Annotated in this window: 29 protein-coding genes; 18 read left to right on the top strand and 11 right to left on the bottom strand. The window is 61.3% G+C overall.

Annotated elements, in window-relative coordinates:
- Positions 1–5 precede the first annotated feature (5 nt).
- From QXU97_03600 to QXU97_03590, 3 genes are all read left to right on the top strand, one after another.
- Positions 6–575 carry a hypothetical protein gene (locus tag QXU97_03600; protein ID MEM4035679.1) on the top strand — a complete coding sequence of 190 codons (570 nt, stop codon included), beginning with the start codon at positions 6–8 and terminating at the stop codon, positions 573–575.
- A complete protein-coding gene (locus QXU97_03595; protein ID MEM4035678.1) occupies positions 544–1,554 on the top strand; it encodes a GDP-mannose 4,6-dehydratase in 1,011 nt (336 codons plus the stop codon). Before QXU97_03600 ends, QXU97_03595 begins: the two co-directional genes overlap by 32 nt.
- 263 nt (positions 1,555–1,817) lie before the next feature.
- Positions 1,818–3,185, top strand: coding sequence for a hypothetical protein (locus QXU97_03590; GenBank protein MEM4035677.1), 1,368 nt, complete (start codon positions 1,818–1,820; stop codon positions 3,183–3,185).
- Here the strand turns inward: QXU97_03590 and QXU97_03585 are convergent.
- From QXU97_03585 to QXU97_03560, 6 genes are all read right to left on the bottom strand, one after another.
- Positions 3,182–3,490, bottom strand: coding sequence for a DUF1805 domain-containing protein (locus tag QXU97_03585; GenBank protein ID MEM4035676.1), 309 nt, complete (start codon positions 3,488–3,490; stop codon positions 3,182–3,184). The genes QXU97_03590 and QXU97_03585 overlap by 4 nt on opposite strands.
- 35 nt (positions 3,491–3,525) lie before the next feature.
- A complete protein-coding gene (locus QXU97_03580) occupies positions 3,526–4,419 on the bottom strand; it encodes a biotin--[acetyl-CoA-carboxylase] ligase (protein ID MEM4035675.1) in 894 nt (297 codons plus the stop codon).
- Between the two features lie 141 nt (positions 4,420–4,560).
- Positions 4,561–4,809 (bottom strand): hypothetical protein, encoded by a 249-nt coding sequence (locus QXU97_03575; protein ID MEM4035674.1) that lies wholly within the window; start codon positions 4,807–4,809, stop codon positions 4,561–4,563.
- Between the two features lie 75 nt (positions 4,810–4,884).
- On the bottom strand, positions 4,885–5,187 hold the full coding sequence (locus tag QXU97_03570) for a chromatin protein Cren7 (GenBank protein MEM4035673.1): 303 nt from the start codon (positions 5,185–5,187) through the stop codon (positions 4,885–4,887).
- Between the two features lie 63 nt (positions 5,188–5,250).
- Positions 5,251–6,009, bottom strand: coding sequence for a mechanosensitive ion channel (locus tag QXU97_03565; protein ID MEM4035672.1), 759 nt, complete (start codon positions 6,007–6,009; stop codon positions 5,251–5,253).
- 7 nt (positions 6,010–6,016) lie between these two features.
- Positions 6,017–6,670, bottom strand: coding sequence for a TrkA family potassium uptake protein (locus QXU97_03560; GenBank protein ID MEM4035671.1), 654 nt, complete (start codon positions 6,668–6,670; stop codon positions 6,017–6,019).
- Between the two features lie 102 nt (positions 6,671–6,772).
- On the opposite strand from QXU97_03560, the gene eno reads away from it, so the two are divergent.
- From eno to pdxT, 5 genes are all read left to right on the top strand, one after another.
- On the top strand, positions 6,773–8,038 hold the full coding sequence (gene eno / locus QXU97_03555; GenBank protein MEM4035670.1) for a phosphopyruvate hydratase: 1,266 nt from the start codon (positions 6,773–6,775) through the stop codon (positions 8,036–8,038).
- 61 nt (positions 8,039–8,099) lie between these two features.
- The gene (locus QXU97_03550) at positions 8,100–9,212 is read left to right on the top strand and encodes an inositol-3-phosphate synthase (protein ID MEM4035669.1); all 1,113 of its coding nucleotides are present in this window, start codon (positions 8,100–8,102) and stop codon (positions 9,210–9,212) included.
- 55 nt (positions 9,213–9,267) lie between these two features.
- Positions 9,268–10,587: a pyridoxal-phosphate dependent enzyme gene (locus QXU97_03545; GenBank protein MEM4035668.1), complete on the top strand. Its 1,320-nt coding sequence runs from the start codon at positions 9,268–9,270 to the stop codon at positions 10,585–10,587.
- A gap of 93 nt (positions 10,588–10,680) precedes the next feature.
- A complete protein-coding gene (pdxS, locus tag QXU97_03540) occupies positions 10,681–11,733 on the top strand; it encodes a pyridoxal 5'-phosphate synthase lyase subunit PdxS (GenBank protein MEM4035667.1) in 1,053 nt (350 codons plus the stop codon).
- The gene (pdxT, locus tag QXU97_03535) at positions 11,730–12,338 is read left to right on the top strand and encodes a pyridoxal 5'-phosphate synthase glutaminase subunit PdxT (protein MEM4035666.1); all 609 of its coding nucleotides are present in this window, start codon (positions 11,730–11,732) and stop codon (positions 12,336–12,338) included. Before pdxS ends, pdxT begins: the two co-directional genes overlap by 4 nt.
- Here the strand turns inward: pdxT and QXU97_03530 are convergent.
- Entirely contained in the window at positions 12,335–12,736 is a 402-nt protein-coding gene (locus QXU97_03530) for an IMP dehydrogenase (GenBank protein ID MEM4035665.1), read from the bottom strand. The genes pdxT and QXU97_03530 overlap by 4 nt on opposite strands.
- 44 nt (positions 12,737–12,780) lie before the next feature.
- Entirely contained in the window at positions 12,781–13,467 is a 687-nt protein-coding gene (locus tag QXU97_03525; GenBank protein ID MEM4035664.1) for an IMP dehydrogenase, read from the bottom strand.
- Between the two features lie 276 nt (positions 13,468–13,743).
- On the opposite strand from QXU97_03525, the gene QXU97_03520 reads away from it, so the two are divergent.
- From QXU97_03520 to QXU97_03500, 5 genes are read left to right on the top strand one after another with little or no spacing between them, the layout of a single operon-like run.
- Positions 13,744–14,688 (top strand): branched-chain amino acid transaminase, encoded by a 945-nt coding sequence (locus QXU97_03520; protein ID MEM4035663.1) that lies wholly within the window; start codon positions 13,744–13,746, stop codon positions 14,686–14,688.
- 18 nt (positions 14,689–14,706) lie between these two features.
- On the top strand, positions 14,707–15,609 hold the full coding sequence (locus tag QXU97_03515; GenBank protein ID MEM4035662.1) for a hypothetical protein: 903 nt from the start codon (positions 14,707–14,709) through the stop codon (positions 15,607–15,609).
- Positions 15,600–16,724, top strand: coding sequence for an o-succinylbenzoate synthase (gene menC / locus QXU97_03510; GenBank protein ID MEM4035661.1), 1,125 nt, complete (start codon positions 15,600–15,602; stop codon positions 16,722–16,724). The genes QXU97_03515 and menC overlap by 10 nt, the downstream gene beginning before the upstream one ends.
- The gene (locus QXU97_03505) at positions 16,684–17,901 is read left to right on the top strand and encodes an MFS transporter (protein ID MEM4035660.1); all 1,218 of its coding nucleotides are present in this window, start codon (positions 16,684–16,686) and stop codon (positions 17,899–17,901) included. The genes menC and QXU97_03505 overlap by 41 nt, the downstream gene beginning before the upstream one ends.
- 43 nt (positions 17,902–17,944) lie before the next feature.
- Positions 17,945–18,508, top strand: a complete 564-nt coding sequence (locus QXU97_03500; GenBank protein ID MEM4035659.1) for a hypothetical protein — start codon at positions 17,945–17,947, stop codon at positions 18,506–18,508.
- 323 nt (positions 18,509–18,831) lie between these two features.
- On the opposite strand, the gene QXU97_03495 is transcribed toward QXU97_03500, so the two are convergent.
- The gene (locus tag QXU97_03495) at positions 18,832–19,047 is read right to left on the bottom strand and encodes a hypothetical protein (GenBank protein ID MEM4035658.1); all 216 of its coding nucleotides are present in this window, start codon (positions 19,045–19,047) and stop codon (positions 18,832–18,834) included.
- Between the two features lie 287 nt (positions 19,048–19,334).
- Between QXU97_03495 and lysS the strand changes: the two genes are divergently transcribed.
- Complete coding sequence (gene lysS / locus QXU97_03490) at positions 19,335–20,972, top strand: lysine--tRNA ligase (protein MEM4035657.1); 1,638 nt, start codon at positions 19,335–19,337, stop codon at positions 20,970–20,972.
- Positions 20,973–21,060: 88 nt separating this feature from the next.
- Here the strand turns inward: lysS and cas4 are convergent, their stop codons facing one another.
- Complete coding sequence (gene cas4 / locus QXU97_03485) at positions 21,061–21,681, bottom strand: CRISPR-associated protein Cas4 (protein ID MEM4035656.1); 621 nt, start codon at positions 21,679–21,681, stop codon at positions 21,061–21,063.
- Positions 21,678–21,920 carry a hypothetical protein gene (locus tag QXU97_03480; GenBank protein ID MEM4035655.1) on the bottom strand — a complete coding sequence of 81 codons (243 nt, stop codon included), beginning with the start codon at positions 21,918–21,920 and terminating at the stop codon, positions 21,678–21,680. The genes cas4 and QXU97_03480 overlap by 4 nt, the downstream gene beginning before the upstream one ends.
- A gap of 127 nt (positions 21,921–22,047) precedes the next feature.
- Here QXU97_03480 and QXU97_03475 point away from each other — a divergent pair, with 127 nt between their 5' ends.
- The 4 genes from QXU97_03475 to QXU97_03460 all read left to right on the top strand — a co-directional run bounded on the left by QXU97_03475 (position 22,048) and on the right by QXU97_03460 (position 24,260).
- A complete protein-coding gene (locus tag QXU97_03475) occupies positions 22,048–22,455 on the top strand; it encodes a cren protein (GenBank protein ID MEM4035654.1) in 408 nt (135 codons plus the stop codon).
- 46 nt (positions 22,456–22,501) lie between these two features.
- The gene (locus tag QXU97_03470) at positions 22,502–22,762 is read left to right on the top strand and encodes a hypothetical protein (GenBank protein ID MEM4035653.1); all 261 of its coding nucleotides are present in this window, start codon (positions 22,502–22,504) and stop codon (positions 22,760–22,762) included.
- Between the two features lie 132 nt (positions 22,763–22,894).
- The gene (locus tag QXU97_03465; GenBank protein ID MEM4035652.1) at positions 22,895–24,046 is read left to right on the top strand and encodes a zinc ribbon domain-containing protein; all 1,152 of its coding nucleotides are present in this window, start codon (positions 22,895–22,897) and stop codon (positions 24,044–24,046) included.
- A gap of 58 nt (positions 24,047–24,104) precedes the next feature.
- On the top strand, positions 24,105–24,260 hold the full coding sequence (locus QXU97_03460; GenBank protein ID MEM4035651.1) for a ribbon-helix-helix protein, CopG family: 156 nt from the start codon (positions 24,105–24,107) through the stop codon (positions 24,258–24,260).
- Positions 24,261–24,270: the final 10 nt, after the last annotated feature.

Raw genomic sequence — 24,270 nt, 5'->3', positions numbered from 1 at the left:
GAGAGGTGTCGAGCGGGGGCTCTCAGAGAAGGCTCGTTGACTTCCTCGAACGCGTCAAACGCGAGGAGGAGAAAGACGTTCCCGAGGCTCCTTCGGCGCTCCTCGAGACCCTGAGCCTTCTATCCGCCAAACTCGAAGAGCTGGAGAACAGCGTGGTTCGGCTCGAGGGGTCCGTGGAGGCTCTCGAGGAGGCTCTGAGCAGCGCGCAGATTTCTCGAGAGAAGGCCGAGGCTCGGCGCTCGCTCGAGCGAGCACCGAGCTGGGCAGAGGTGCTCGAGTCGAGAGGCTTTGTCTCGCTCGCGAGAGACCTGGAGCGCCTGCCTCCCAGCGAGAGGCTAAAAGTCCTCAGCGAGCTGAGAGCGAGAGGAGCCATAGAGCTCAAGATGGGGGACGACGTGCTCTACGTCGACCCGAGGGTCTACGAGGAGCTCGTGAGCAGGCTGCCAGAGACTAAGACGGGAGACCCGATCGCCGTGGCGGAGAGCCTCGGCAAGGCCTCGATGTTATTCAACGAACTCTTTAGACGAGGAATGGTGTTCTTCGATGTACGCGAGAAGAAGTGGAGAGTCATTTGATGAGAGGGGCGCCCTCTGCGAAAGGCTGACCAACGTCGTTGTAGTAACGGGAGGAGCCGGCTTCATAGGGAGCCACACCGTGGACCTCCTGCTCTCCTGCGATGAGATCGAGATCTTAGTGGTGGACAATCTGTGCTCGGGCTCGCGGTCTAATGTCCCGAGCGACGAGCGAGTAAAGCTCCTAGAGCTCGACGTCTCGGACGCGCGGGCGGTAGAGAGGCTGGTTTCCGAGCTCTCGGGCGAGAGAGTCTCTATCCTCCACTTAGCGGCGATCGTTAGAGTAGAGGAGGTGAGGTCCGACCCGGAGCTCGGTTTCAGAGTAAACGTGAACGGTACACACAACCTGCTCGAGCTGGCCAGGAGGATAGACGCGGAGAGATTTGTCTTCGCCTCCAGCGCTGCCGTCTACGGCGACCCCGAGCGCCTGCCGATCGACGAAAGTCACCCTCTGAGGCCCAAGAGCCTCTACGGCGTTACGAAGCTCCTCGGGGAGAGGCTCGTGGAGAGGTACTCCTCCGAGCACGGGCTGAGCTGCGCCTCGCTGAGGTACTTCAACGTGTACGGCCCTCGAATGAGAAGAGGCCCCTACGCCGGCGTCGTCCTAGCGTTCCTCGAGGCTCTCCTGAGCGGCAGTAGACCCGTCGTGTACGGGGATGGGGCTCAGACGAGAGACTTCGTCTTCGTCTCCGACGTGGTCGAGGCCAACGTGGCGGCTCTCACCTCGAGGACCGAAGGGCCCCTCAATGTGGGGACAGGCGTCGAGACGAGCGTTATGGACCTCTTGGGGGTGCTCTCCGAGCTAGTAGGAGTAGCGATGGAACCTCTCTTCGCTCCCCCGAGGCCGGACGACGTGAGAAGGTCCGTCGCATCGATCGAGAGGATCCGCGAGACGCTCGGGTGGGAGCCGAGAGTCGGTCTCCGCGAGGGGCTGCGCGCCACGATCGAGCACTACCGAGTTTCGGGCAGCGGTTGCATTTGAACTCAGTTATAACTAAGGCAATAAGGAGATATTCCCTGAACGCCCCAAGGTGACGCTAGCATCTAGCACGAGCTAGAGGGCTCGGGGTCATGCGAGCGAGGGCCTGCTTAGCAGCCTTCGTCGCGCTCATCCTCTCCTCCTTCATAGTCCCCTTCGCGCTTGCTCCGCTCTGGAAGCCGTGGGCGCTCTTCGCGTTTTGGTGCTCCATCGCGGCAGCTGCCGCGCTTTTGTTCGCCTCGTGCTCACGGAGGTGAGAAGCTGCGTTGGATCTCCTCGTGGCGTCACTGCTCGCTACGATGGCGGTCTACGTACTCTTGGGCGAGGTGGCTCGAGCGAGGTGGAGAGCCGAGACCGCCGAGGAGTTTTACCTCGCTGGTAGATCTCTTGGCTGGGCGGCGCAGTTCCTAACGTACTTCTCTACGACGTACAGTGCCTTCATGCTCGTGGGGCTCGTAGGCTATGCTCGTCTTTACGGCGTAGGCTCCCTCGGCTTCGAGCTGACATACCTCGTCGGCACAGCCGCCGTGCTAGCTCTGCTGAGCGACAGGATCAGGCGCAGAGCGTTGGAGCTCGGAGCCGTCACCCCGGCTCAACTGATCTACTCCAATAACGGTTCCGTGATCGCTAGATACGTCGTCTCGCTCTCCTACTTGATCTTCCTAGTGCCCTACATGAGCGTTCAAGTAGTTGGGCCGGCCGTCGTCATGGCCAGGCTCGGGGTCTCCTACGAGCTCGCGGTCGTCCTGACCCTCTCCACTGTGGTGATCTACGTCGTCAGAGGAGGAATGCGCGGCGTGGTCCTCACCGACGCGTTGCAGGGCTTGTACTTCCTCGCGGTGGCGGCCGCTCTGGTGATTTACGTCGGCCGAGGCCTGGGCGAGGTGCCGCGCGAGCTACACGAGGTCCCGGGAGGCCTGAACTTCTGGACCCCCGAGAGGTTCATCTCGCTCACCGTGCCCTGGATCTTCTTCGCGTTGACGAATCCTCAGGTGCTCCAGAGGCTTTACACGCCCAAGTCGTCCATCGATTTGTTCAGAGGCGGCATCGCGTTCTTGACCGCGGGCTCCGCGTTGACTATATGCGTGGTGCTCGTCGGACTCGGAGCCGCGGGCCTGGGCGTCGAGGCCTCGCACCCGAACCTCGTTACGCCGGCGCTGCTCGCTGGCGCCCCGGCTGCTCTGAGCGTGGCCGCGGCGCTGGCCGTGTGGGCAGCGGCGGTGAGCACGTTGGACTCAATCATGTTGACGTTGGCCTCGGTGATCGACGTTGACGTCTTGGGGAGAGGAGACGCGAAGGTGGGGAGAGCGGCCGTGGCCGGCCTGGCGCTCGTGGTCGGGCTCTTCTCGTTAAAGACTTCGGCCCCGATCGTGACTCTGGCCGTCGCGAGCTCGGCGGCTCTGCTATATTTGGCTCCCATTGTGATCCTCTCGGTAACGAGAGGCCTGAGACGGAGCGAGGCCTCTGCGCTCGTCCTGCTCGGGTTCGCGACTTTCGCGGCATTATACGTAATTAGGTCTCGCTTCCTGCCGAGCGCTCTAGACTACGCTTCTCTAGGCTCTCTCGCCTCGACCTCGCTGGCCGGACTCGCTCTAGCGCTGCGCGACTCGCTGCGAGCGGGGGAGAGGCGCTAGAGCAACTCGAGAGCCTCTCTGACTCTCATGCCCTCTCTCAGGCCTAGCCCTCTGCCGCGAGAAGTCACCGCTTGGATCTCGCGATCTAGCATCTCCTCCACGGACCTCACGCCAACGACTTTGGCCGCGGCCGCTCCGACCCTCTCGGCCGCGCTCACGTCTAGGAGGCCGCAGGCCACGAAACCTCTCTTGCCAACCACCATGACCAGAGGAGGAGACCCCGGGAGGTCTACTTCGATCCCGAAGAGTTCTCCCTCCAGGCTCTTCAGTCTCACTCTAGACGTGTTATTCAACGAGCCACTCAACGATGAGGGCCCCCGCGTTAGGAGGCCCGCGAACCTTAAAATGAGCTCCGCCTCGGCTCGAGGCGAACGATCTCGCCGGCGCTCAAGGCTGTTACCTCTCCCCGAGCTCTCTCGACGAGTAGCCTGCCGAGCTCGTCGAGTCCGACTACGCGCCCGCGCACGACGTCTCCGCCGACGTCTATCGATACCTCCTCGCCCAGGCAGTCTAGCCTCTCGAGGGTGGCGCGCGTTATCTCGCCGCCCTCGAGAGATGAGAGCCTGCAGCCGAGGACCGCCAGCATGATCGCCGCGAAGAGCGCTCTCGGCACGTAAAAGCCCGCGACCTCTCTCAAAGTTATAGCTTTGCCGATCAACTCGCTCGGAAGCTCGTTGTTTAGATTGAGCCCAATCCCCAATAGCACCGTGCTCGAGAGAGCCTCCACCTCGGCCTCGATCAAGATCCCGGCTAACTTCCGACCTCGCGCGTAGACGTCGTTCGGCCACCTCACGAGGACCCTCTCGCCAGCGAAGGCCTCGGCCGTCTCGGCCGCGGAGAGAGCGGCCGCCAATCCCACGAGCTGGATCGACGAGCACGAGCTCGGCCTCAGAAGAGCGGTGAGCCAGAGCCCCCCCCTAGGGGCCAGCCACCGTCTCCCTCTCCTTCCCCGGCCTCTCGCCATCGCATCGGCGACGACCACCGTCCCGTGCGGATAGCCTAGCTCCGCGAGCTCGGCCGCCAGGTCTTGCGTCGATCCGCAGCTCTCCACGTGCACCAAGGCCGACCACCCCCAGCTCTCGAGATCCATCTCGGCTAGGAGCGCCAGGTCATCGGGGGGCCAGGTCTCCTCGGCCGAGAGGCCCAGCCTCTCGAGGCATAACGGGGCTCGCTTCGACCGTCCCGCAATAGCGCTCCTCAGAGAGCGGGCACAGTTCAGAAGGCTCTCGAGCATCGTCAAAGCGATGTTCTCTCCCCTTCTCTCTTCGATGACGTCGCGGGGACCCTTTCTATTCTTCTTCTCCTCTTGCTATTGGAGCCGCGGCGGAGCTCTTAACCACGCAACCACGTGGGAGCCCCGCCCCTCCTCACTGGCTCACCCCAGAGCTCGAGAGGAGCTCGAGCGCTCGGCCGACTCGACGCACGCCTCGTCGGCGCGCTCGAGGTGTAAGAGGCCAGGGTCGGTGAGCGGCAGCATGACCACGAGCAGCCTAGCCTGGATCTTGTACCTCGTCGAGATGAGATCGACGTACTCGCGCAGAGTAGACTCCACCACGTCGGCGAGGCGAGACCTATCTCTGTAGAGAATGAAGGAGAGAGACACCTCGTCGCCCCGCTTGACCAATAAAGGAGAGGAGCTCGAATAATAGGGCGAGCTCGCCGTAGTGCTTCGCCCAACGGCTTTTCTCCGCGCCGCGACTCACTCTCGCTCCGAGAGGATCGACTCGACGTCGAGCTCTATAACCTCGCCTCGACTCCTCTCCTCCCCCGTGATCCGAAGAGTTTTCCCGCTCACTTCCACCTCCCCTCCGCCGACCTTCAGCTTCGAGATGACGGCCCTCCACGACTTACCGCACTGCGGGCACTTGAAGGAGCCCATGACCGTCACGGTGAGTCTGCCCAAAGAGTCGGGAAGTGGAGCCACCATTGTCCAGACCTTCGATGCCTCGACCCTTGCACCGCACATTGGGCAATCGGCCCGGGCTCCCTTGGGAGAGCTCAAAGCGCTGAGACCTCCTTCCTCGATGATGAGGGGTCCTCGCCCTAAAATCGATGTTCGCGCTCTCTAGCCCGGCCTGACGAGCTCGATCTCCGGCGAGAACTTCTCGAGCTCTCTCGCGAGACTCCTCACGAGCGAGTCGGCCACCTCCTCGCGCTCTCTCTGACCGACATACCTGACTCTCAATAGCAACGTCGCTCGCCTAGGACTCAGGCTCTCGAGGTGGACCTCGAAGTCGCCGGATCTCGCAGCGTGTTTGAACTCTTTGCTCACGACTCGCCTCACCTCTTCTACCACCTCATCCACCTCCTCCCACTCCGAGACCCCTATCCTGAGAACCGCGGTCCTCTCCCCGCCTGGGCACTTGATCACCTTATCCAGTAGCAGAGAGTTGGGCACGAGTATGGTGTCCCCCTCGTCCGTCTGAAGCGACGTGGTGAGCAGGCCGAGGCTCTTGATCTTCGCCTTCACTCCGTCTAATTCCACGAGCTTCCCCTCACTCAGCTGAGCCGAGAATCTGAGAGCGTAGTACGCGCTCAAGTTCGTCAGCAGCTTCCACGAGCTAAAGGCTCCGACCGTTATAGCGGCAACCAACAGGAGTAGAGCGGCGCTCGAGCCGAAGAAGGAGTACGCCGAGACGAGCAATATAATAGCTAGGGAGAACGTCCATAAGATCCTCTTGAGCTCCTCCGCTGCCGCCTCCCCCAGAGCCCCTCTCCTCACCATCCTCCGTAAGTCTCCGAGGACCGCCGCGACTATCGCGAGCAGCGCGGCCACGAGGAGGAGGGTCTCGAGGAGCCTGGGGAGGAGGCTCTGCGTGGTCAAGGCGGCTTCACCTGAACACTCTCTCGAAGTCCTCCGATTTCTCGCTCCTGACGAGCGCTACCACGATGGTTCCGGGCGAGAGCTCGATCGAGTCCGAGGGCGCCAGAACCTCGTTGTCCTTCACGATGGCGAGGATCGCAGAGCCCTCGGGTAGTTCTAGCTCGCCGAGCGTCTTACCCACCGAAGAGTCGGTCGTGCCTATCGTGAGCGAGAGCAGCGAGTAGAGGCCCGAGAGGGCTTCGGTCAGTGGGACCGACCCAAAGAGCCCCTCCACCATGGATAGCATGAGCTTCGCTATTAGGATCGGGCCCACCACTACATGGCGCACCCCAAGTCTCTGGAGCAGCGCGGCCACCTTAGGGCTCCTCGCTCTAGCCACGATTAGCGGCACGTTAGCCTCCTTCGCCAGCACCGACACGAACAAGTTGACCTCATCGCTGTCGGTGCAAGCCACGACCGCGTCGAAGGAGGCCAAGTTCATCTCATCGTAGAGGCCCGGGTCCGTGGCGTCGCGAGTGATGCAGGTCACGTCGGCTTCTCTCTGAAGGGACCTCAACTTCTCGGCCTCTTTGTCTACCACCAGCACCTCGTGGCCCCTCTCGGAGAGGAGCCTCGCCAGGTATCCCCCAACCGCTCCCCCGCCAACGATCAGAATGCGCATCGCGTCGTCTCGGCTTACAGAGCTGACGCTTACATTTTATTTTATTTTTTCTCAGATTGTGTAGTCTCGCGGCGGCTCGGAGCTATGCGGCGAGGAACCTCCGTGAGGGCCGTCAAGGCCCTCGAGGTGCTGGACTCGAGAGGCAACCCGACGCTCAGAGCATGCGTCGAGACCGAGGTCTCCAAGGGCTGCGGCGATGCTCCGGCGGGAGCCTCTAGAGGTAAGAGCGAGGCGCTCGAGCTCAGAGACGGGGGCGAGAGGCTCGGAGGAAAAGGTGTCAGAAGAGCTATCTTCATCGTAGAGAACATCATAGCTCCGGCGCTGGTCGGGATAGACGTAGTCGATCAGAGGCGCGTGGATCTCGCCATGATAGCTCTCGATGGAACCAAGCAGAAGGAGAAGTTAGGAGCTAACTCGACCATTGCCGTTAGCGTGGCTGCCTCAAGAGCGGCGGCTCAAGCCCTCGGGATCCCCCTCTACGCTCATCTCGGGGGAATAAGTCCGCGGAAGTTCCCTCTCCCCCTGATGAACTTGATAAACGGAGGAGCTCACGCAGGTAATGAGCTCGACTTCCAGGAGTTCCTCGTGGTGCCGGCCGGCGCGGACTCCCTGGCTGATTCTGTGTGGCTAGGAGCCGAGATTTACAGAGCTCTGAGGAATCTCGTCGCCGAGAGATTCGGCAAGCAGTTCACCTCGGTGGCCGACGAGGGAGGATTCGCGCCTCCTCTGCGCGACCCCAGAGAGGCGCTGAGACTCCTCGAGAAAGCAGTCGAGAGGGTCGGCGTATCGCTCGGCTCCGACGTGTTCTTCGGGATCGACGCGGCGGCCAGTAGATTATACGACGAGAGCTCGGGAGTCTACTCCGTGGCTGGGAGAAGAATGAGCAGAGGAGAGCTCGTAGACTACTATCGAGAGTTGGCCTCGGAGTTCCCGCTAAGATATCTCGAGGATCCTCTGTGGGAGGAAGACTTCGCCGGGTTCGCCGAGCTGCAGCGCTCTCTCGAGCCTCTCGGCGTAACGGTGGTCGGCGACGACCTCTACACGACGAACCTCGACAGACTGGCTTCCGGGGCTCGTCAGCGCTCGACGAGAGGGGCCATAGTGAAACCCAATCAGATAGGTACGGTGAGCGAGGCCGTCGACTTCGCCAGAGAGGCGAGGGCATCGGGGATGCTCGTAGTGGTTAGCCACAGGAGCGGCGACACCGAGGACGCCTTCGTGGCTGATCTGGCGATCGCGCTCGAGAGCGATTTCGTCAAGTTCGGAGCTCCCGCTCGAGGCGAGAGAACAGCGAAGTACAACAGACTCATCGAAATAGAGGCGGAGCTAGCGGGTACGACCAGACCTCTACGAAGTATGGCTCAATGAGTAAAGCAAAAGAGAATAGGGGAGTGTTGAAGAGGACGCAGCTCAGACGTGAGCCTGAGAGGTGCTGTTGGTGGGGAAGATCAGAGTAGGGCTCGTTGGCATAGGCAACTGCGCCTCGGCCATAGTGCAGGCCGTCTACATGGCCAAGAAGAATCCGAGCGAGCAGGCGATCAATAACGCACTCGGCGGCTACAGGGTCAGCGACGTGGAGTTCACCGCCGCCTTCGACGTAGACGTGAGGAAGATCGGCAAGGACCTGGCCGAGGCGATCTTCGCCGGTCACAACATGGTCCCGAGACTCGTCGAACTCGAGGAGACGGGTGTGATCGTGAGGCCCGGCCCCGTGCTCGACGGGGTGGCTCCTCACATGGTCGAATACTTCCGTCCTCACGACTCGACCGTGACTCTCCGCGATGTGATAGAGCACCTGGAGAGCACCGAGACCGAGATCGTCGTCAATATGCTACCGGTGGGCTCCGAGGAGGCCACGAGGTTCTACGCCGAGGCGAGTCTCCTCGGGGGAGCCGCCTTCGTAAACGGGATCCCGGTCTTCATAGCGAGCGACCCGACGGGGTACTGGCCCAGAAGATATAGAGAGGCGGGCCTGCCTCTGTTGGGCGACGACATAAAGGGTCAGTTCGGCGCCACGATACTTCACTCTGCCCTCACGGCCTTGATGAGAGAGAGGGGGCTGGAGATAGAGAGCACGTATCAGCTCAACATAGGAGGAAACACGGACTTCCTCAATATGATGATGGAGGAGAGGCTCGCTAGTAAGAGAGAGAGCAAGACCAAGGCCGTTAAAGATACCATAGAGGTGGGGCCTCGTAGGATCAGCGATGAGAACATAAGAATAGGCCCGAGCGACTATGTGCCCTTCTTGGGCAACACGAAGGTCGCTTACATATACATTAGAGCTCGATCGTATCTCGGCTTCCCCGTGGAGCTCGACGTTAAGCTGAAAGTGGACGACAAGAGCATGTTCGCTGCGGCTATGCTGGACGCTATTCGCCTGGCCAAGATAGCGCTCGACAGAGGTTTGGCGGGGGCGATCCACGAGGCGTCGGCTTATTACTTCAAGCATCCGCCCAGGCCCGTGAGGTCGCCCCACGAGGCTAAAGAGCTCCTCGAGAAGTTCTTGGCTGGAGAGGTCGCCGAGGCCCGCGAAGCCTGACGAGATCGCTCGCATCGTCTCGCGATCTCCAGGGCGCGAGCTCAGAGGGCCGGAATTGACTTCGGGCTTTGCGCTTCAGTGTCCGGTCTGCGGCAGCGCCAAGGAGACGGAGCTGGGTCGGTCTCTCGGAATAGCTCGATGCGAGTCGTGCGACTCCCCCCTCGTCCCAAGGCTAGCCGGCCTCGGAGGGGCGCCAGACCTCTCGCCGCGCGAGGTGGCGAGGATCTTGTGCGGGGGAGGAGAGCCTATCTCCTTGGGAGAAGGGGGCACGCCTCTCGTGCCTCTCCGCTCGGACCCGACCGTGCTCGCGAAGCTCGAAGGCTCGAATCCCACTGGGACGTTCATAGATAGAGGCTCCGCCGTCCTCGCTACGGTCCTAAGAGCTCGAGGCATCGAGAGGATCGTCGTGGCGTCTTTGGGAGACTTGGGCGTGTCCGCCTCGACCTACGCTAGGAGAGCGGGGCTAAGCTGCACGGTTTATACTACCTCCATCACGCCGTACTCCAAGATATATCAAGCCGCCCTGCTGGCCGAGAGAGTCTTCGTTGCCTCGAGTTATGCCGAGGCTCTTCAGAGAGCGAGGAGAGCGGAGCGCCCCGGCTGCGCGCTCGTCTCTGCCGACCATCATCTTCTCCTGGCCGGCTACGAGACGATACTCTACGAGGCTAGAAGAAGCTTCGGCTCTTCATTCAAAACGATAGTAGTCCCACTAGGCGACGGCGCCCTCCTAGCTGCCCTATACGCGGCTTCGCTCGAGCTCAGAGAGCCCGCGACCTTCGTGTGCGCTCGAGGGAGCAGAGAATCTCCTCTCCTGCGAGATGTGAGAGTGGAGGAGCCGCTCTTCGGGAGCCTCGTGGAGAAGATAGTCAATGAGCTGGGCGGGCTCGTCGTCGAGGTGAGCGAGGACGAGGTCCTGGAGGCCGTGTCGACCGCCGCGAGGAGCGAGGGGCTCCTCCTCGACGCCTCGGGAGCCACGGTGTTCGCCGCGATGCAGAGAGTCCCCGATCTGAAGAGGCCCGCCCTCGTCGTGGCTACCGGGGGCCCGCGGTCTGACCCTCTCGCTCTTTGGCTAGCGGCCAAACTGAGAGAACAGCACGGCGGGCTTCCGGTAGAGTTCATCGAGAGCTTGGGCTTCACGAAGATGAGAATCCTGGAGGTCCTCGCGACCAGAGGTCCCGCTCACCCCTACGCAGCGTGGAGGGCTCTCAGGAGCTCGTGCGGTCTCGACGTGAGCCTCAGGACAGTCTATCAACACTTCGAGGAGCTTCAGAAGATGGGCCTCGTCGAGTGCAAATACGACGAGTCCTCAGCGAGACGTAGAAAGCTCTGCGAGGCCACTCGCCGAGGGCTCGAGGCTCTGCTCAGGTCTCTCTGAGCTCTAGGCATAATTTGCATCAATATGCGCCTCAATAGAAGCTCTCATCTTATATCCGCGGATCTCGAAAAAGGGCCCTAGGTTGTTGGAGTCTTGCCCAGGCTTCCCAGGCCCGCCCACAACGAGTCTCTCGTAGAGGTGGGCTTCGAAGCTATAATAGAGTTCTTCTATCGATTGGCCGAGGTCGCCGAGTCCCTGAGAGGAGAGGGCCTCTGGTTCAGGTACGGTCCCGAGAGGCTCCCCGAGCGCATCGATGTGCCGAGGCGGGGAACTCTCCGCGTCAAGCACGGGTTCCCAATCTATCAGAGAGGCGGCGTCTGCATGGACGTGACCAACGCCGGGCAAGCCGAGATAGCAGAGGAGGCGGGAGCCGTGTCCGTTATGGTCCTTGACAAGTTACCATACGACGTGAGGAGAGCGGGGGGAGTCGCGAGGATGGCAGACCCCAAAGTGATCAAAGAGGTCATGGAGGTCATCACGATCCCCGTCACGGCTAAGGTCAGAATAGGACATTACGCGGAGGCTCTGATACTCGAGCAGCTAGGCGTGGACGCCATAGACGAGTCCGAGGTCCTCACGCCAGCCGATGAGGAGAGGCACATCAATAAGTGGCTATTCGACGTCCCCTTCATAAACGGGGCGAGAAACCTGGGCGAAGCTCTCAGGAGGATCTACGAGGGAGCCTCGTGGATCAGGACCAAGGGGGAAGCCGGCACCGGAAACGTATCTGAGGCGGTCAAGCACATGAGGACGATAAACTCCGAGATAGCGAGGCTCGGAGCTCTGAGCCCGGAGGAGAGGCTGAAGCTCTCCCGTGAGCTGGGGGTCCCCCCAGAGCTCGCCGAGCTCACAGCCAGGCTGAGGAGGCTCCCAGTGATAAACTTCGCGGCGGGAGGCATAGCGACCCCGGCAGATGCCGCTCTCATGATGTGGCTCGGAGCCGACGGGAACTTCGTGGGTTCGGGCATCTTCAAGTCCCAAGACCCCGAGGTCAGGGCCGAGGCCATAGTTCTGGCCACGGCCTTCTGGGACGACCCGGACAAAGTGCTAGAGGCTCAGTCGATGATATCGGAGACGAAGTCGATGATGGGCATAGACATCAGGTCGCTCAAACCCGAGGAGCTCCTCCAGGTGAGGGGTCAGTGAGGGTAGGGGTCTTAGCTCTCCAGGGCGGCTTCATTGAGCACATCCACCACGTGAGGAGAGCGTGCGCCGAGGCGGGCCTGAGCTGCGAGACGGTGCTAGTCAGAAGCCCGAGGGAGCTGAGGGGTCTCGATGCTCTCGTGCTGCCCGGCGGGGAGTCGACTACTCTGCTAAAGCTGGCTAGAGCAGCCGGCCTCCTCGGCGGGATCCGAGATCTGCTCTCCTCCGGGATCCCGGCTCTGGCTACATGCGCTGGGGCCATCGTGCTCGCCGAGAAGATCGTCGACTCGAGGACGGGCAAGTCTATGGAAGGGGGCCTCGGTCTGCTGAGCGCAGAGATAGCGAGGAATTACTTCGGAAGGCAGAGAGAATCCTTCGAAGTGGACCTTGACCTGAGATTCGATGGGGGAGAGCGTTTCAGAGCCGTCTTCATCAGAGCTCCGGCATTCATTAGATTCACCTCGAGCAGGATCAGGTCTCTGGCCGAGCTCTCGGGAGTCTCCGTGGCGGTCGAGCAGGACAACATCGTCGCGACGGCCTTTCACCCCGAGCTGGTCGAAGATCATCGAGTCCACGCTTACGCGCTGATGAGAGCGGCGCGCTCTTAATCTCGCGCGAAGCCTAGCCATGCTGCGGGGTCTTCATGTCGTGGGGGGCGCAGCTCTCTCGAGCCAACCGGAGAAATCTTAGCCGATTCGCACCTCCACGAGTCCTCGATGGATTTCGCGCCAGCATACCCTAAACCGGTCTTCATCTCTCCCATGAGCTCCGCCAAGATCTCGGCGAGGCTACCCCAATACTCGACCAAGCCCTCCACCCCCTCCTCTATCGTCTTGGAGGGCCTCGAGTATCTGTCTGCCGAGAATCTTCTCCTCATGGAGGTGGCGCTCCCCATACCCCTATAGAGGTTTATATACAGTTTGTCTCCGACCCCAATGAGTTGGCTCGAAGCCTCGTTGCAAGGAGCAAAGAGTCTGCCGCTCATGGCGACGGAGGCCCTGGCCATCGGAGCCTTGACGACGTCTCCGGGGCTCCTGAAGCCTCCATCCGCTATGATGGGACCCCGCCGAAGAGGCCTTGTCCCTCGAGCGCTCTTCTCGCATTGATAACAGCGGTCAGCGTAGGGACCCCGGCCCCCGCCACCTCGCTGGTCTTGCATGCGCTGCCGCTCGACATCCCGACTCTCGGCCCATCGATCCTCTCGACCGAGCTGAGAGCATCGAGAACGCCCTCCTTTGCCCGAGATTGTCCACCACGATGTCGGCCGAGACGCGCTTCACCGTGTAAGCGGCGGACCTCACGGCTTTCTTGTCGTGGAAGTGAGCCGCGTCTATCACGAGGACGTCGGCTCCGGCCGAGTCCAGAGTCTCGGCCCTCTTCAGATCGTACGCCCCCCACGGCCGCTCCGACGGCGAGTCTTCCCGCTTCATCTAGCGTCGGTCTCAAACCGTGGGGCTCCTCGAGAGACGCGAGGGCGGGCGCCTTGGCGAGAAGCCTGCGAGCCTCCTCGGGCTCTCTCAAGTCGACCAACAGGAATCTCTCGCGTTCCGGCCTTCCGATTAGGGCAGCCTTGAAAGAGGCCCCGCTCATCGTCGAGATTGGCTCCTCGACAACACTCGCACGGTCGAGCCTCAAGACCTCGCCCCGGGGCGAGGGGTCAGCCCTCTTGACGTATGCTACTCGCTCGACCTGCTTCTCAATGCTCATGTTCCTGCGTATCACTCCGATCCCTCCCAACCCGGCTATCTCTACGGCGAGCCTGTGCCCCCATCACAGTATCCATGGGACTCGACGCCAATGGCACCGAGAGCCTAGTCCTCGTCGATAGCTTAGAGGAGAGGTCAACGTCGCGAGGCTCTATGTTGACTCCAGTACGTCGTCGAAAGAGAGGAGCTCCTCCACGCTTGAGCCGAACCCGAGAACCCTTTTGAATCCAGACCTCTTCCTCCTAAGTAACCCAGCATCGCTCTAGCCAAGATTTTTATCCGCCGAGCTCAACGGTCCGTTGATTCCGTGCCCACTCTGGTGGTCGACGTGGTGAGATGGGGCTCGAAGATATGGTTCGATGGCAAGCTCATCGAATTCAACGAAGCCAAGATCCACGTCATGACGCACTCGCTTCATTACGGCGTGGGAGTCTTCGAAGGCATCAGGGCCTACAGATTAGACGACGGGTCGGTCGGCGTATTCAGGCTTGACGACCACCTGAGGAGGCTCGAATTCTCGGCCAAAATCTACAGGCTCAAGCTGCCCTATACGCTCGAGCAGCTGAGAGAGGCCGTGATCGCCGTCGTGAGGGAGTCGGGCTTCGGCGACTGCTACATTAGGCCCGTCGTGATCTTCAACACGACGGCCCTCGGCATATTCCCGAAAGAGAGGCCCGTCTCTGTGGCGATAGGAGCAATGGAGTGGGAGAAATACTTAGGAGAAGCCTATAGGCGTGGAGCGAGAGTCACCGTGGTCAAGTGGAGGAGGCCTCCACCCGACGTACTCCCCATCGGCGCCAAGGCTCTCGGCAACTACTTGAACAGCTACCTCGCCACGGTAGAAGCGAGGGAAAAGGGCTTTGACGAGGCCCTCATGCTCGACTACAGGGGGTTCGTTAGCGAGGGCCCGGGCGAGAACATATTCGCCGTGTTAGGCGGAAAGCTCGTGACTCCCCCGCCTAGCGCCAGCATACTGCCTGGCATCACCAGAGACACCATAATGAGGCTCGCGCGAGAGCTAGAAGGGGTGGAGGTCGTCGAGGCGGACCTCACGCTCGGGCAGCTCCTCTCGGCCGAGGAGGCCTTCTTCGTGGGCACGGCGGCCGAGGTCACACCAATAGTGGAGGTGGACGGTGTCTCGATAGGCGACGGAGAGCCCGGCCCTCTGACGAGGAGGCTGCAGAGGCTCTACGAGGACCTAGTGCGCGGGAGGCTCAAGGAGTACTCGAGCTGGATAACGCGTGTGACTTGAGCCGCGGGTGTTTCTCGCTTGGGGCTCGAGGAGGAGGTCTCTAGCAGGCTAGAGGTCAGGAGACTGAGAGACCCGAGCGAATACAGGAAAATCGTGGATGTAATGATGGAGGTTTGGGGGATGAAAGACTCGAGAGCGGTCGTGGCCCACCATCTCTTAATCGCCGCGGACAGACGCGGAGGCCTCGTGCTCGGAGCCTTCGATCGCGACACCGGGGAGCTTTTGGGCTTCTGCTTTGGGATTCCTGCCCTGACCGGCAACGGCAAGCTCTACCACTACAGTCACATGACCGGGGTCGTGCCTCGTTGCAGGTATAAAGGCGTGGGCTACGCGTTGAAGCTCGAGCAGAGGAAGCTCGTGCTCGAGCAGGGCTTAGACCTGATCGCGTGGACTTACGACCCTCTCCAGGCCCCCAACGCCAAATTCAACATAGCCAAGCTCGGGGCGGTGGTAAGGAAGTTCTACGTCAATTACTACGGCGAGCTGATCGACTCAATAAACTACGGCATGCCGACCGATAGGTTCGAGGCGGAGTGGTGGATCAAGAGCAAGAGGGTCGAGCTGAGGCTCTCGAGATCTCAACGACCTCCAGACCTCGAGAGAATCTTGCAGATGGGGGCCGAGGTGGTGACGAGGACTCGCGAAGTCGGAGGACTCAGGCTCCTCGAGTCCTTCGAGAAGAGAGCGAGCGCGGAGACCGTTCTCGTCGAGATACCGCGAGCTATCGAGCCTCTGAGAGGGGCGGGCGACGCCCTCTCGGCGTGGAGGCTCGGCCTCAGGGAGCTCTTCGAGGAGTACATCAATGGATCGAACTACGTGGTCGTGGACTTCGTGTGCCACGAGGAAAGCGGTAGATGCTTCTACGTCCTATGGAGGAGAGATCTCGAGAAGATACTCGAGGAGGGGGAGCCGTGGAGATAAGGCGAGTTGGGATCCACCACGTCGTCATGAGGCTCAGAGAACCCTTCGAGACAAGCTTCGGCAAGATCGTCGACAGACACTGTCTGATCTTCGAGGTGGAGGAGAGAAGCGGGGAAGTCGGCTGGGGAGAGGCTCCAGTCGACGACGGGCCATGGTATAGCTACGAGACCGTGGACACCGCCCTAAGCATCGCGGCGCGCTTCTTGGTCCCGGAGCTATTGAGAGCAGAGGAAGTCGACGGGCCCCTAGGCTTCCTGAGGCTCGCGCGGAGAGTGCGCGGCCACAGAATGGCCAAGGCCGGCATAGAGATGGCTCTCTGGGATCTCGCTGCGAGGCTGGAGGGGAGGCCCCTCTATAGGCTGCTCGGGGGGGTCAGGAGCAGAGTGGAGTGCGGGATCAGCGTCGGCATCATCGGAGACGCCGCGGCTCTGCTGAGGTCCGTCCTAAGATACTTAGAACGCGGCTATAGGAGAGTGAAGATAAAGATCAAGCCGGGCTGGGACGTGGAGCCCGTAGACCTTCTCAGGAGAGAGCTCGGACACATACCTCTCCAGGTGGATGCCAACGCCGCTTACTCTCTCGAGACATCGGGGCCTCTCCTCGAGCTAGACTCGCGGGACCTGCTCATGATAGAGCAACCCCTGCACTACGACGATCTGGCCGAGCACGCTGAGCTTCAATCCAAGCTGAGGACCCCCATATGCCTCGACGAGAGCATCAAGAGCCTCCACGACGCTAAGGCCGCTCTCAAGTTGAAGAGTTGCAGGGTCATTAACATCAAGCCGGCCAGAGTCGGGGGGCTGAACGAGGTGAGGGCGATACACGACCTAGCGGAGTCGTTCGGTGTTGGGGTGTGGATAGGGGGGATGTTGGAGACCGGGATCGGCAGGGCCTTTCTCGTCGCATCGGCCACGCTCCCAAACGTTAGGTATCCCAGCGACATCGGCGAGAGCTCGAGGTATTGGTACGAGGACATAGTCGAGCCGCCTTGGGAGCTGAGGAGCGACGGAACCATGGAGATGCCCGAAAGAAGCGGCATAGGCGTCGAGGTCTTGGAAGATCGGCTGAGGAAGCATGTCAAGGGAAGCCTCGAGCTCCGCCGCTCCGGCGGATAGCCCTGGTCGCGATCGAGCAAGACGTCCTCAACGACTAGAGTCTCGAGTCAATCTAGCCACGATCCTCTTCTTCGTAGGCCTCCAGGCCTCCGGCCCCTACGTGGCTCAATTCGCCGTCGCTCTGGGAGCCTCCGAGGCGCAGGTCGCTCTACTGGGCCCCGCCATAGCGGCCACGGCCCTGGGCCTCAGGCTCCTGACCGGGGCGCTCCTGGACCGGGGTCTAGCCGCCCACGCCTTAGTGGCTGGGGCGGCGCTCGCCTGCGTCTCTCAGGCCCTGCTGGTCTCTGCGAACGGTCTCGGGGAGATCTACGCGAGTAGGGCGCTTCAGGGCCTAGGCCTCGCTCTCTTCATGCCGACCACCATGTATGTCGCGGCCATGAGCGGCGAGTCAGCCGCCAGGGCCATAGCTTGGAGGTCCGCGGCCGTGGGCTTCTCCATGGCTCTGGGCCCGGCCATAGGGGGATACGTAGTGGCATCGCGAGGTTACAGGGCGGCCTTCGCCGTCTCTCTCGCCATCGTGCTCGCCTCTCTCTCCTTGTGCGCTACGATGCTCAGTCGGCTAGAGACTCTATCGGGTAGAGCCGGTGCGGATCTCGAGCGTCGAGCGCAACACTCCGCCCTCTCCAGGCTTTTAACGCCCCGCTTCCTCGTGCCGACAACGGTCGTGCTGCTGCACAGCATGTCGTTCAATTCGATGACGCTCTTCCTCCCGGCTCTCCACAAGCTGAGGGGAATCGACCCCCACGTCACGGGCGGCTTCTTCGTGGTCTTCGCGCTGGCCACGCTGCCCCCGCGCGTGCTCATGGGGGTATCGCGCCGACGCGTCGACGAGAGGGCGACGGGGATCCTGGGGCTGACGCTCTCGCTGCTCGGAGCCCTCCTGACGGCGGCGGACCCCCTCTCTAGACGCTTGACGGCTTACGCGGCCATAGCCGGGCTGGGGATGGGGTTCGTTGTCCCTTCTCTGCAGAGCCTCGCGCTCCTCGGCGTAGAGCCTCGCGTCAGGGGGCTGGCCTCGGGCGTTTACACGGCTATGTTCGACGTGGGAAGCCTCGCGGGGCCCCCTCTCTTCGTTGCGATGAGCCGCGATTACTCGAGAGCCATCGAAGTCTCGGCCCTGTTTTATGTGGTCCCCCTCGCCCTCTTCGCATCGAGCGCTAGGAAGATAGGAAGATAAAAGGTCGAGAAGAGCGAGAGCGCCGAGAGAAAGGCGAGCCGCCGTGGGGAGAGTGAAACTCGTCGCCGTGGCCGCTCACAGCGAGGACGCGGACCCATCGCTCGCCAGAGCGGCCGAGCTCTTCGTGGAGACGCTAGCGTCGAGTTGCGGAGAGAGAGCGGCGCTCGTATTGGGGGGCTACTGGGGCCTCATGAGGGTCGTGGTCGACAAAGCCCTCTCCTTGGGTCTACGCGTCGTGCTGCTGCCTCCTATCGAGATGGAGCGCGGCCGCGAGTACCCTCCAGATGCTCTGGTGATAAGAACGGGCCTGAGCTTCCGAGGGAGGAGCGTCGCGCTGGCTAGGAGCTGCGACGTAATGGTTGCCCTCGGAGGGGCCTCGGGGACCATGATTGAGGTCCTCCTGGCCTACACCGAGGGGAAGCCCTCCTTCGTCCTCCAGGGGACTGGCTTGCCGACCGACAAGCTTGAGAGGCTCGCTCCCTTCCCAGACGGCAGGAGGCTGGCGAGGATAGAACTGATCGAGGATCCCGTTGCGCTGGCCGAGCGCGTCTGCTCCGAGCTCGAGAGAGGCTTAACTGAGCAGTACAGCCAAGCTAGCCGCAGCTAGCTAGGGTCGAAACTGACGAGAGGAGCCCTACAGCGCGTCCGCGAGGACTTCGCCGGGACTCGGCGACTGGGAGTGCGTTGAGCGGGGGCGCTGACGACCTACTCAAGCCCCCCGGATGTTCGCGGTCCTCTACGGTAGCCTATCGGCTCTCTCGGTTCTTGTCTTGCTCGAGAGACGCCTCTCCGGCTTGCTAGCTCTCTCGGTAGACCTCATCGCTCTTAGTGTCCCTAATACTCTCGTCTGAGCCCGGTTAATTCCATCTTGACAAACGCGACGCTCTCAACACCCTATTTCCATTGACCGCTCTCGCCTCTGCCCCCGCCTCAGCGGGCTCTGAACTCAAGGCGAGCTCTCCAGCTCAGCACTTCCTTCTCCACGCTGGCGTGGCGCTCGAAGTCCTGGCCGTGCTGCTCAGCAAGCTCCAGCGGAGTGCACGGGCTGGTCCCCAGAAGTCTCGGAATGAGAAGAGGTCTGGGGACTGCTACCTCGTTATCACGCCACCAATGGTGGGGACGAGGAGCTGGAGCCCTGGCTATCACGAGCTGTTAGTTTACTACGCCAGCGCCGCGATCCGCGATCAGGGGTTTGAGCGATGAAGAGAGGCTGGGCCTAAGTTTCTCTCTTAACGGCTGGCCACTTAGGCGGTAGCATTGGCGGCCCGAGCGGGATCACGTTGGTCGAGGTCATGTTAAAGCGCATCCCCTACGCGAACCTCTTGCGGATTTCGTCGATCTCGATGATCTCGTTAGGTCTCGCCGCCGCGGCGGCGCGAGCGCGCGCTTTTAATCGGCCGACTGGCTCCTCTGCGCGGTGAGGAGAGGAGAGCGTGAGGCGCTCCCACCACTGGACCGAGGAGCTGGTCGCGGCGGTCGAGGAGAGAATCGGGAAGCTCGGCCTCTCGCACGTAGTAGTGAACGGCGGCCTCTCCGTCTCGGGTCTCCAACATATAGGAAGACTGCGCGGCGAGGTCCTCGTGGGGGAGGCCGTGAGAAGAGAGCTGAGACGCCGAGGGTACTCCGTGGAGCAGAAGATAGTCCTCTACACTCAGGACCCATGGAAGGGGAAGCCGCCTCAGTTAGCCCAATTCCCGCGCGGCGAGGGCTCCAAGTACGTCGGTTGGCCCCTCTCCAGGGTCCCCGACCCTTGCGGCTGCCACGAGGGTTGGGTCCAGCACTTCTGGGAGGACTTCGGGGCTTATCTCTCGAGATTCTCGGACGGAGAAATAGAGGTCGTGACGACCACGGAGCTCTATGCGGGCCCTCTCAAGGCGCTGGTCCTCGAGAGCCTCGAGAAGAGATCAAAGCTCAGAGCCGTCCTCAATAAGTACAGAGGCAGAGCTCCTCTGCCCGAGGACTGGAGCCCCTTCGAGCCGATATGCGGAGCCTGCGGTAGAATAGACTCGACGAGAGTCCTCTCGGTTTCCGGCGAGCTCGTCGAATACTCCTGCGGAGCCTGCGGGTACGTTGGGAGGACCGGCGTGGAGAACGGGAAGCTCGGCTGGAGAATCGAGTGGGCCGCTGTGTGGAAGGCTCTGCGCATAGACTTCGAGCCTTACGGGCGAGATCACGCGACTCCCGGGGGCAGCAGAGATAGCTGCTCCGAGATATCGCGCCTCGTCTTCGACTACGAGCCCCCGGCCGGGATCCCGTACGAGTGGGTCTCGTACAAGCGCGGCGGAGCCGAAGAGGACATGTCGAGCAGCGAGTTCGTTGGGCTGACGCCCAAGCAGTGGGACGAGGTGGCTCACCCGGAGGTCCTGAGATACTTGTACTATGGCACGCACCCGAGAAGGAGGATCGTGATAGATCTAGAGAGGATGCCCGCGTATTACGAGGACTTCTACTCGGCGGAGAGGCTCTATTACGCGTTGGGGGAGGGGAAAGTGAGCGCGTTGAGTCCCGACGACGAGCTCAAGGTCTCCTCCTACGAGCTCAGCATGTTGCCGAAACCGCCGAGCGAGATGCTCCCGCAGGTCTCCTACCTCACCATGGCTCTCTTGGTGCAATCTCTCCCGAGCTATTGGACGCCGGAGCAGGTCGTGGAGAGATTGAGAGCGTCAGGCCTCCTAGCGGGCGACCTGAGCGATGAGGGGCTCAGGAGGGTCCTCGGGCTGGCGAGGAGAGCGGAGGCCTGGGTCAAGCTCTACGCGCCAAGCCACGTGAGGTACAAGCTGCTGGAGGAGCTCCCGCCGAGTCTGACGGAGAAGCTCAGGTATCGAGGCCTCCTCGTGGAGCTCGGCAGGAGGCTCGAGGCGCTAAGCGAGTGGAGGAGCGAGGCGATCAAGAGAGTGATGATAGAGGTCACGGCCCACTTATCTGACGAGGAGCGCGCGAGATTCTACGAGGAGTTCTACATGGTATTCGTGGGCGACGTCAAGGGCCCGAGAGCGGCGCCGCTGGTCGAGGCCCTCGGGCGAGACGTCGTGTGCAAGAGACTGACGCGAGAGCTCTCGGGAAAAGATTAAGCTGGTCCTGAGCGAGAGAAGAGCGGGGCCGTGACGAAGGTCGGTATTGCTGAGCGGTGAAGACTGACACCAATGCCGAGCCTCGCCCCTACTCTGGGAGTCTGCGCGGGCAGAGCCTGGAGAAGGCGCAGTACCTGCACTCCCAATCCCACTTGGGCACCTTATCGGCTCTGAGGTGCTCTAGGACGAGCTCGCCGAGAGTCGGGCGACTCTCCGCCTCTACCTCAAATTCCACCAACCTGTCGCCGGTTACATAGATGAGAGTTCCTCTCCTCGAGCCCGTGAGCGCCATGTAGATCTTCAGTTGAAGCACGTGGTGCTCTTGAGGCAACCTCTGACCCGGGCGACCCGTCTTTATCTCGACGATCCTGTCCTCGAACATCGCATCTACCCTGCCCTTGACTACGTAGACTCTGCCGTCCACCTCGACTCTCTCGCTGACCTCCTTCTCGACCTCAAAGCCGACGGACGATAGCAGATGCTCTAGGCCCGCGTGAGCCACGTCGCCCAAGATGAGCTGAGGGTCGAATCTGAACGTCAGCTCGGGGAACCTAACGCGGAATTCTCTCTTCTTGGGACAGCCCGCCAGCTCCACCACGTAGATCACAGACTCGTCTCTAAGCTCGCTCAGCCTCTCCGCGAACTCAGCTCTCTTCCTCTCGTAGAGCAGATCCAAGATGGAGAGCCTCGAGCGGTCGAGAGAGCTCATCTCGGCTCGCCTCCCCCGACCCCCTTCACGAGAGCAGCGAACCTCCTCAATGACGCCGCCGCCTTCTCGGCCGCTCGCGAGTCGGTGCAGGGGCCGGCGATTCTCCTCCCATCTCTCATAGCTACAACGACGCGCGCGCGGCCGCGGCCGCGGCCGCAACTCTCCACGGCCACGGGCTCGGCCTCACCGATCAGCACGAGGCCCTCGAGCTCGTAGAGGTCCTTGACTTCGTCGCTCACGGTAGAGCACCGCGCTCTTCTAGAAGCCCCCTCCGAGCTTAAGCTTGAGCTCGAGGCCCGAGAGGTTTTTAACGAGTCTTGAGTCTCCCGCTCTGGGCCGGGACTTCGCATGAAGACCGAGGAGTCGTTGGAGTTTACCCGAGTTTCCTCGCTGTCCGATATAGCTCGAGCCGCCGCCGCGTCGATAGGCGTGGGTCAACCGGTTTACCTGTTGAGGTATAAGAGGAGAGATGGTCGCCACGTCGTTGGGATGCTAGCGGTCCTCAGAGACTATTATACGCTATACGGAGTCCCCATGCTCTACTACTACGAGTGCGAGCCGGACGACGCCAAGTGCGCGGAGAGCAACTACGTGGCTTTTAAGCTAGACGAATCCGGCGAGAGAGTCGAGCTCACGAATAGGAGCGTGCCCGGCTACATCATGATCCCGATACTCAATCTGGAGCTCCCGCCAAGCTTCCTCTTGCGAGGAGAGGAAGAGGAGAAAAAGAGGCCCGGACCCGCGCGACGTCGTAGAACGAGCTCAACGTTTTAATGCCCACGCGGGAAAGCTCGATGACGCCGTGAGGTGAAACGCGAGCATGAGCTATCTAGAGGAGCTGAGGGAGAAGATATCCGGAGAGCTCGCCGCCAGAGGCATGAAGCTTATGCCGAGGGGGTCGACGCTTAGGATAATTAAAGAGGACTCGGTCCTGATGGAACTGACCGACCGAGGAGACTTCGTGGAGATCAATTATAAAGGTAGGATGTACAGATACGATAAATGGTACACGAAGCCGAAACACTTGGCCGACGTGATCCTCGGTCAATTATCTTCTGGGAGCTCTTCGGAGAGAGCCTAGCCGTTTAAAAGACTTCTTAAGCACGAAGAGAAGAGCGGAACGGAAATGTTTTTCTTAACCTAACACCGAGGCAGCGGTGAGAGGATGGCCAGCAAATCGCAAGAAAGCCCCGACATTGCGAGGACCGCTCCTATGTACGACGCCGAGCTGGGGGCAAAGAGTAAAGTCGAGCTGGCGGTGGCCGAGAGCTGGAGCGCGGAGCTCGTACGCACTCTAGGCTGGAGGGTCGCGGGCGACCTAGTGCTATACCTCTATAAACACGCCCTGATCCACGGCGAAGGCGAGAAGGCTCTGTGGGAGGCCGTGGAGCCCAAGACGGGGTCGGTGGTACTGCGAGGGGAGGCGCTCCACTGCCCAGCTCACGTGCTCGACTCACTCAATGAGCTCGAGCAAGGAGGGACGAAGAGGCGCTTCGAGAGGATAATGCCGAGCCTCGTGAGCGCGGGACTCGTCGCCGAGACGCCAACGTTCAGGCTCCTCGTCTGCCCCAAGTGCGGTTCCTCCTACGTAGGCCCGAGGCTCTATTGCCCTAGCTGCTCGTCGGATGAGATCAAGCCGACCAGGCTCGTCCAACACGTCGCCTGCGGCTATGTAGATGTCGTCGATAGATTCCCGGTCGCCCCAGAGGGCAAGAGGGTGTGCCCTCGTTGCAACATACTCGTCACAAATCCCGAGACGCAGTTGAGAGTCCTCGGCAAGCTCTTCCTCTGTGAGAGCTGTAACGTCACGTTCAAGACTCCTATCCTAAAGTTGATTTGCATGAACGCCGAGGCTCTGGCTCACCGGGTCAACTACGAATTTGACCCACTCGATGGAGAGGTCAGAGTGCTGAAATCCTACAGGCTCTCGTCGCGACAGCTGAGCGAGCCCACGCTCGTGGAGGAGGTATTCGCTGAGGCTCTCAAGAGATACGTCGAGGAGCGCGGCCTAGGCCTCAGGCTTCACGCGGGCAAAGCCATAGCGCTGAGCGATGAGGTGCACCGCATCTTCAAGCTGACGCCTTTCTCTATGGTCATAGTCAATCAGGTCTCCAAGATCAACGTCGCTTTGGATTTGGGTCGAGGCAACGATGTGACGCCCTACGTAATGAAGACTGCCTACGTGAGCGGGACCGAGGGGCACTACGTGTTGATAATCACGCCTCAGCTAGAAGTCGGGAGAACGCTGATGGAAGAGGAGCTAGCCCATTCGAGTAAGAACAACGTCTTGGTCCTGAAGCTGATGGACGAAACCTTTGAGTCCCTCGCCGAAAAGATCACAGAATTCGTCCTCTCAGCGACGTGAGGCGAACTCTGCTCCTTTAAAACGACAGCGCTCTCTAGAGTTACTTCGGCGAGTTCGCTTGAAGAGGACCATCACCGTGAGGCTCTCGGAGGAGCTCTTAGAGCTCCTTGACGAGCTCGTCACGGTTGGGATCTTCAGGAGCAGAAGCGAGGCTGTCGCGGCGGCCGTGGAAGAGCTCGTCGAGAAGGTGCTTCTGGCCGTCCCGAGGCGATGATCCTGCAGCG

The organism is Fervidicoccaceae archaeon (assembly GCA_038878695.1).
Lineage (GTDB): Archaea > Thermoproteota > Thermoprotei_A > Sulfolobales > Fervidicoccaceae > JAVZVD01.
This window is presented reverse-complemented; position numbering and strand designations above follow the sequence as displayed.

Excerpts from the sequence above, each read along its gene's own strand:
- QXU97_03580 (MEM4035675.1), bottom strand. The coding sequence starts at position 4,419 with ATGCTCGAGAGCCTTCTGAACTGTGCCCGCTCTCTGAGGAGCGCTATT.
- QXU97_03560 (MEM4035671.1), bottom strand. The coding sequence starts at position 6,670 with ATGCGCATTCTGATCGTTGGCGGGGGAGCGGTTGGGGGATACCTGGCG.
- cas4 (MEM4035656.1), bottom strand. The coding sequence starts at position 21,681 with ATGAGCTCTCTCGACCGCTCGAGGCTCTCCATCTTGGATCTGCTCTAC.
- QXU97_03595 (MEM4035678.1), top strand. The coding sequence starts at position 544 with ATGTACGCGAGAAGAAGTGGAGAGTCATTTGATGAGAGGGGCGCCCTC.
- QXU97_03465 (MEM4035652.1), top strand. The coding sequence starts at position 22,895 with ATGTACGACGCCGAGCTGGGGGCAAAGAGTAAAGTCGAGCTGGCGGTG.
- QXU97_03505 (MEM4035660.1), top strand. The coding sequence starts at position 16,684 with ATGTCAAGGGAAGCCTCGAGCTCCGCCGCTCCGGCGGATAGCCCTGGT.
- QXU97_03470 (MEM4035653.1), top strand. The coding sequence starts at position 22,502 with ATGAGCTATCTAGAGGAGCTGAGGGAGAAGATATCCGGAGAGCTCGCC.
- QXU97_03530 (MEM4035665.1), bottom strand. The coding sequence starts at position 12,736 with ATGGCCAGGGCCTCCGTCGCCATGAGCGGCAGACTCTTTGCTCCTTGC.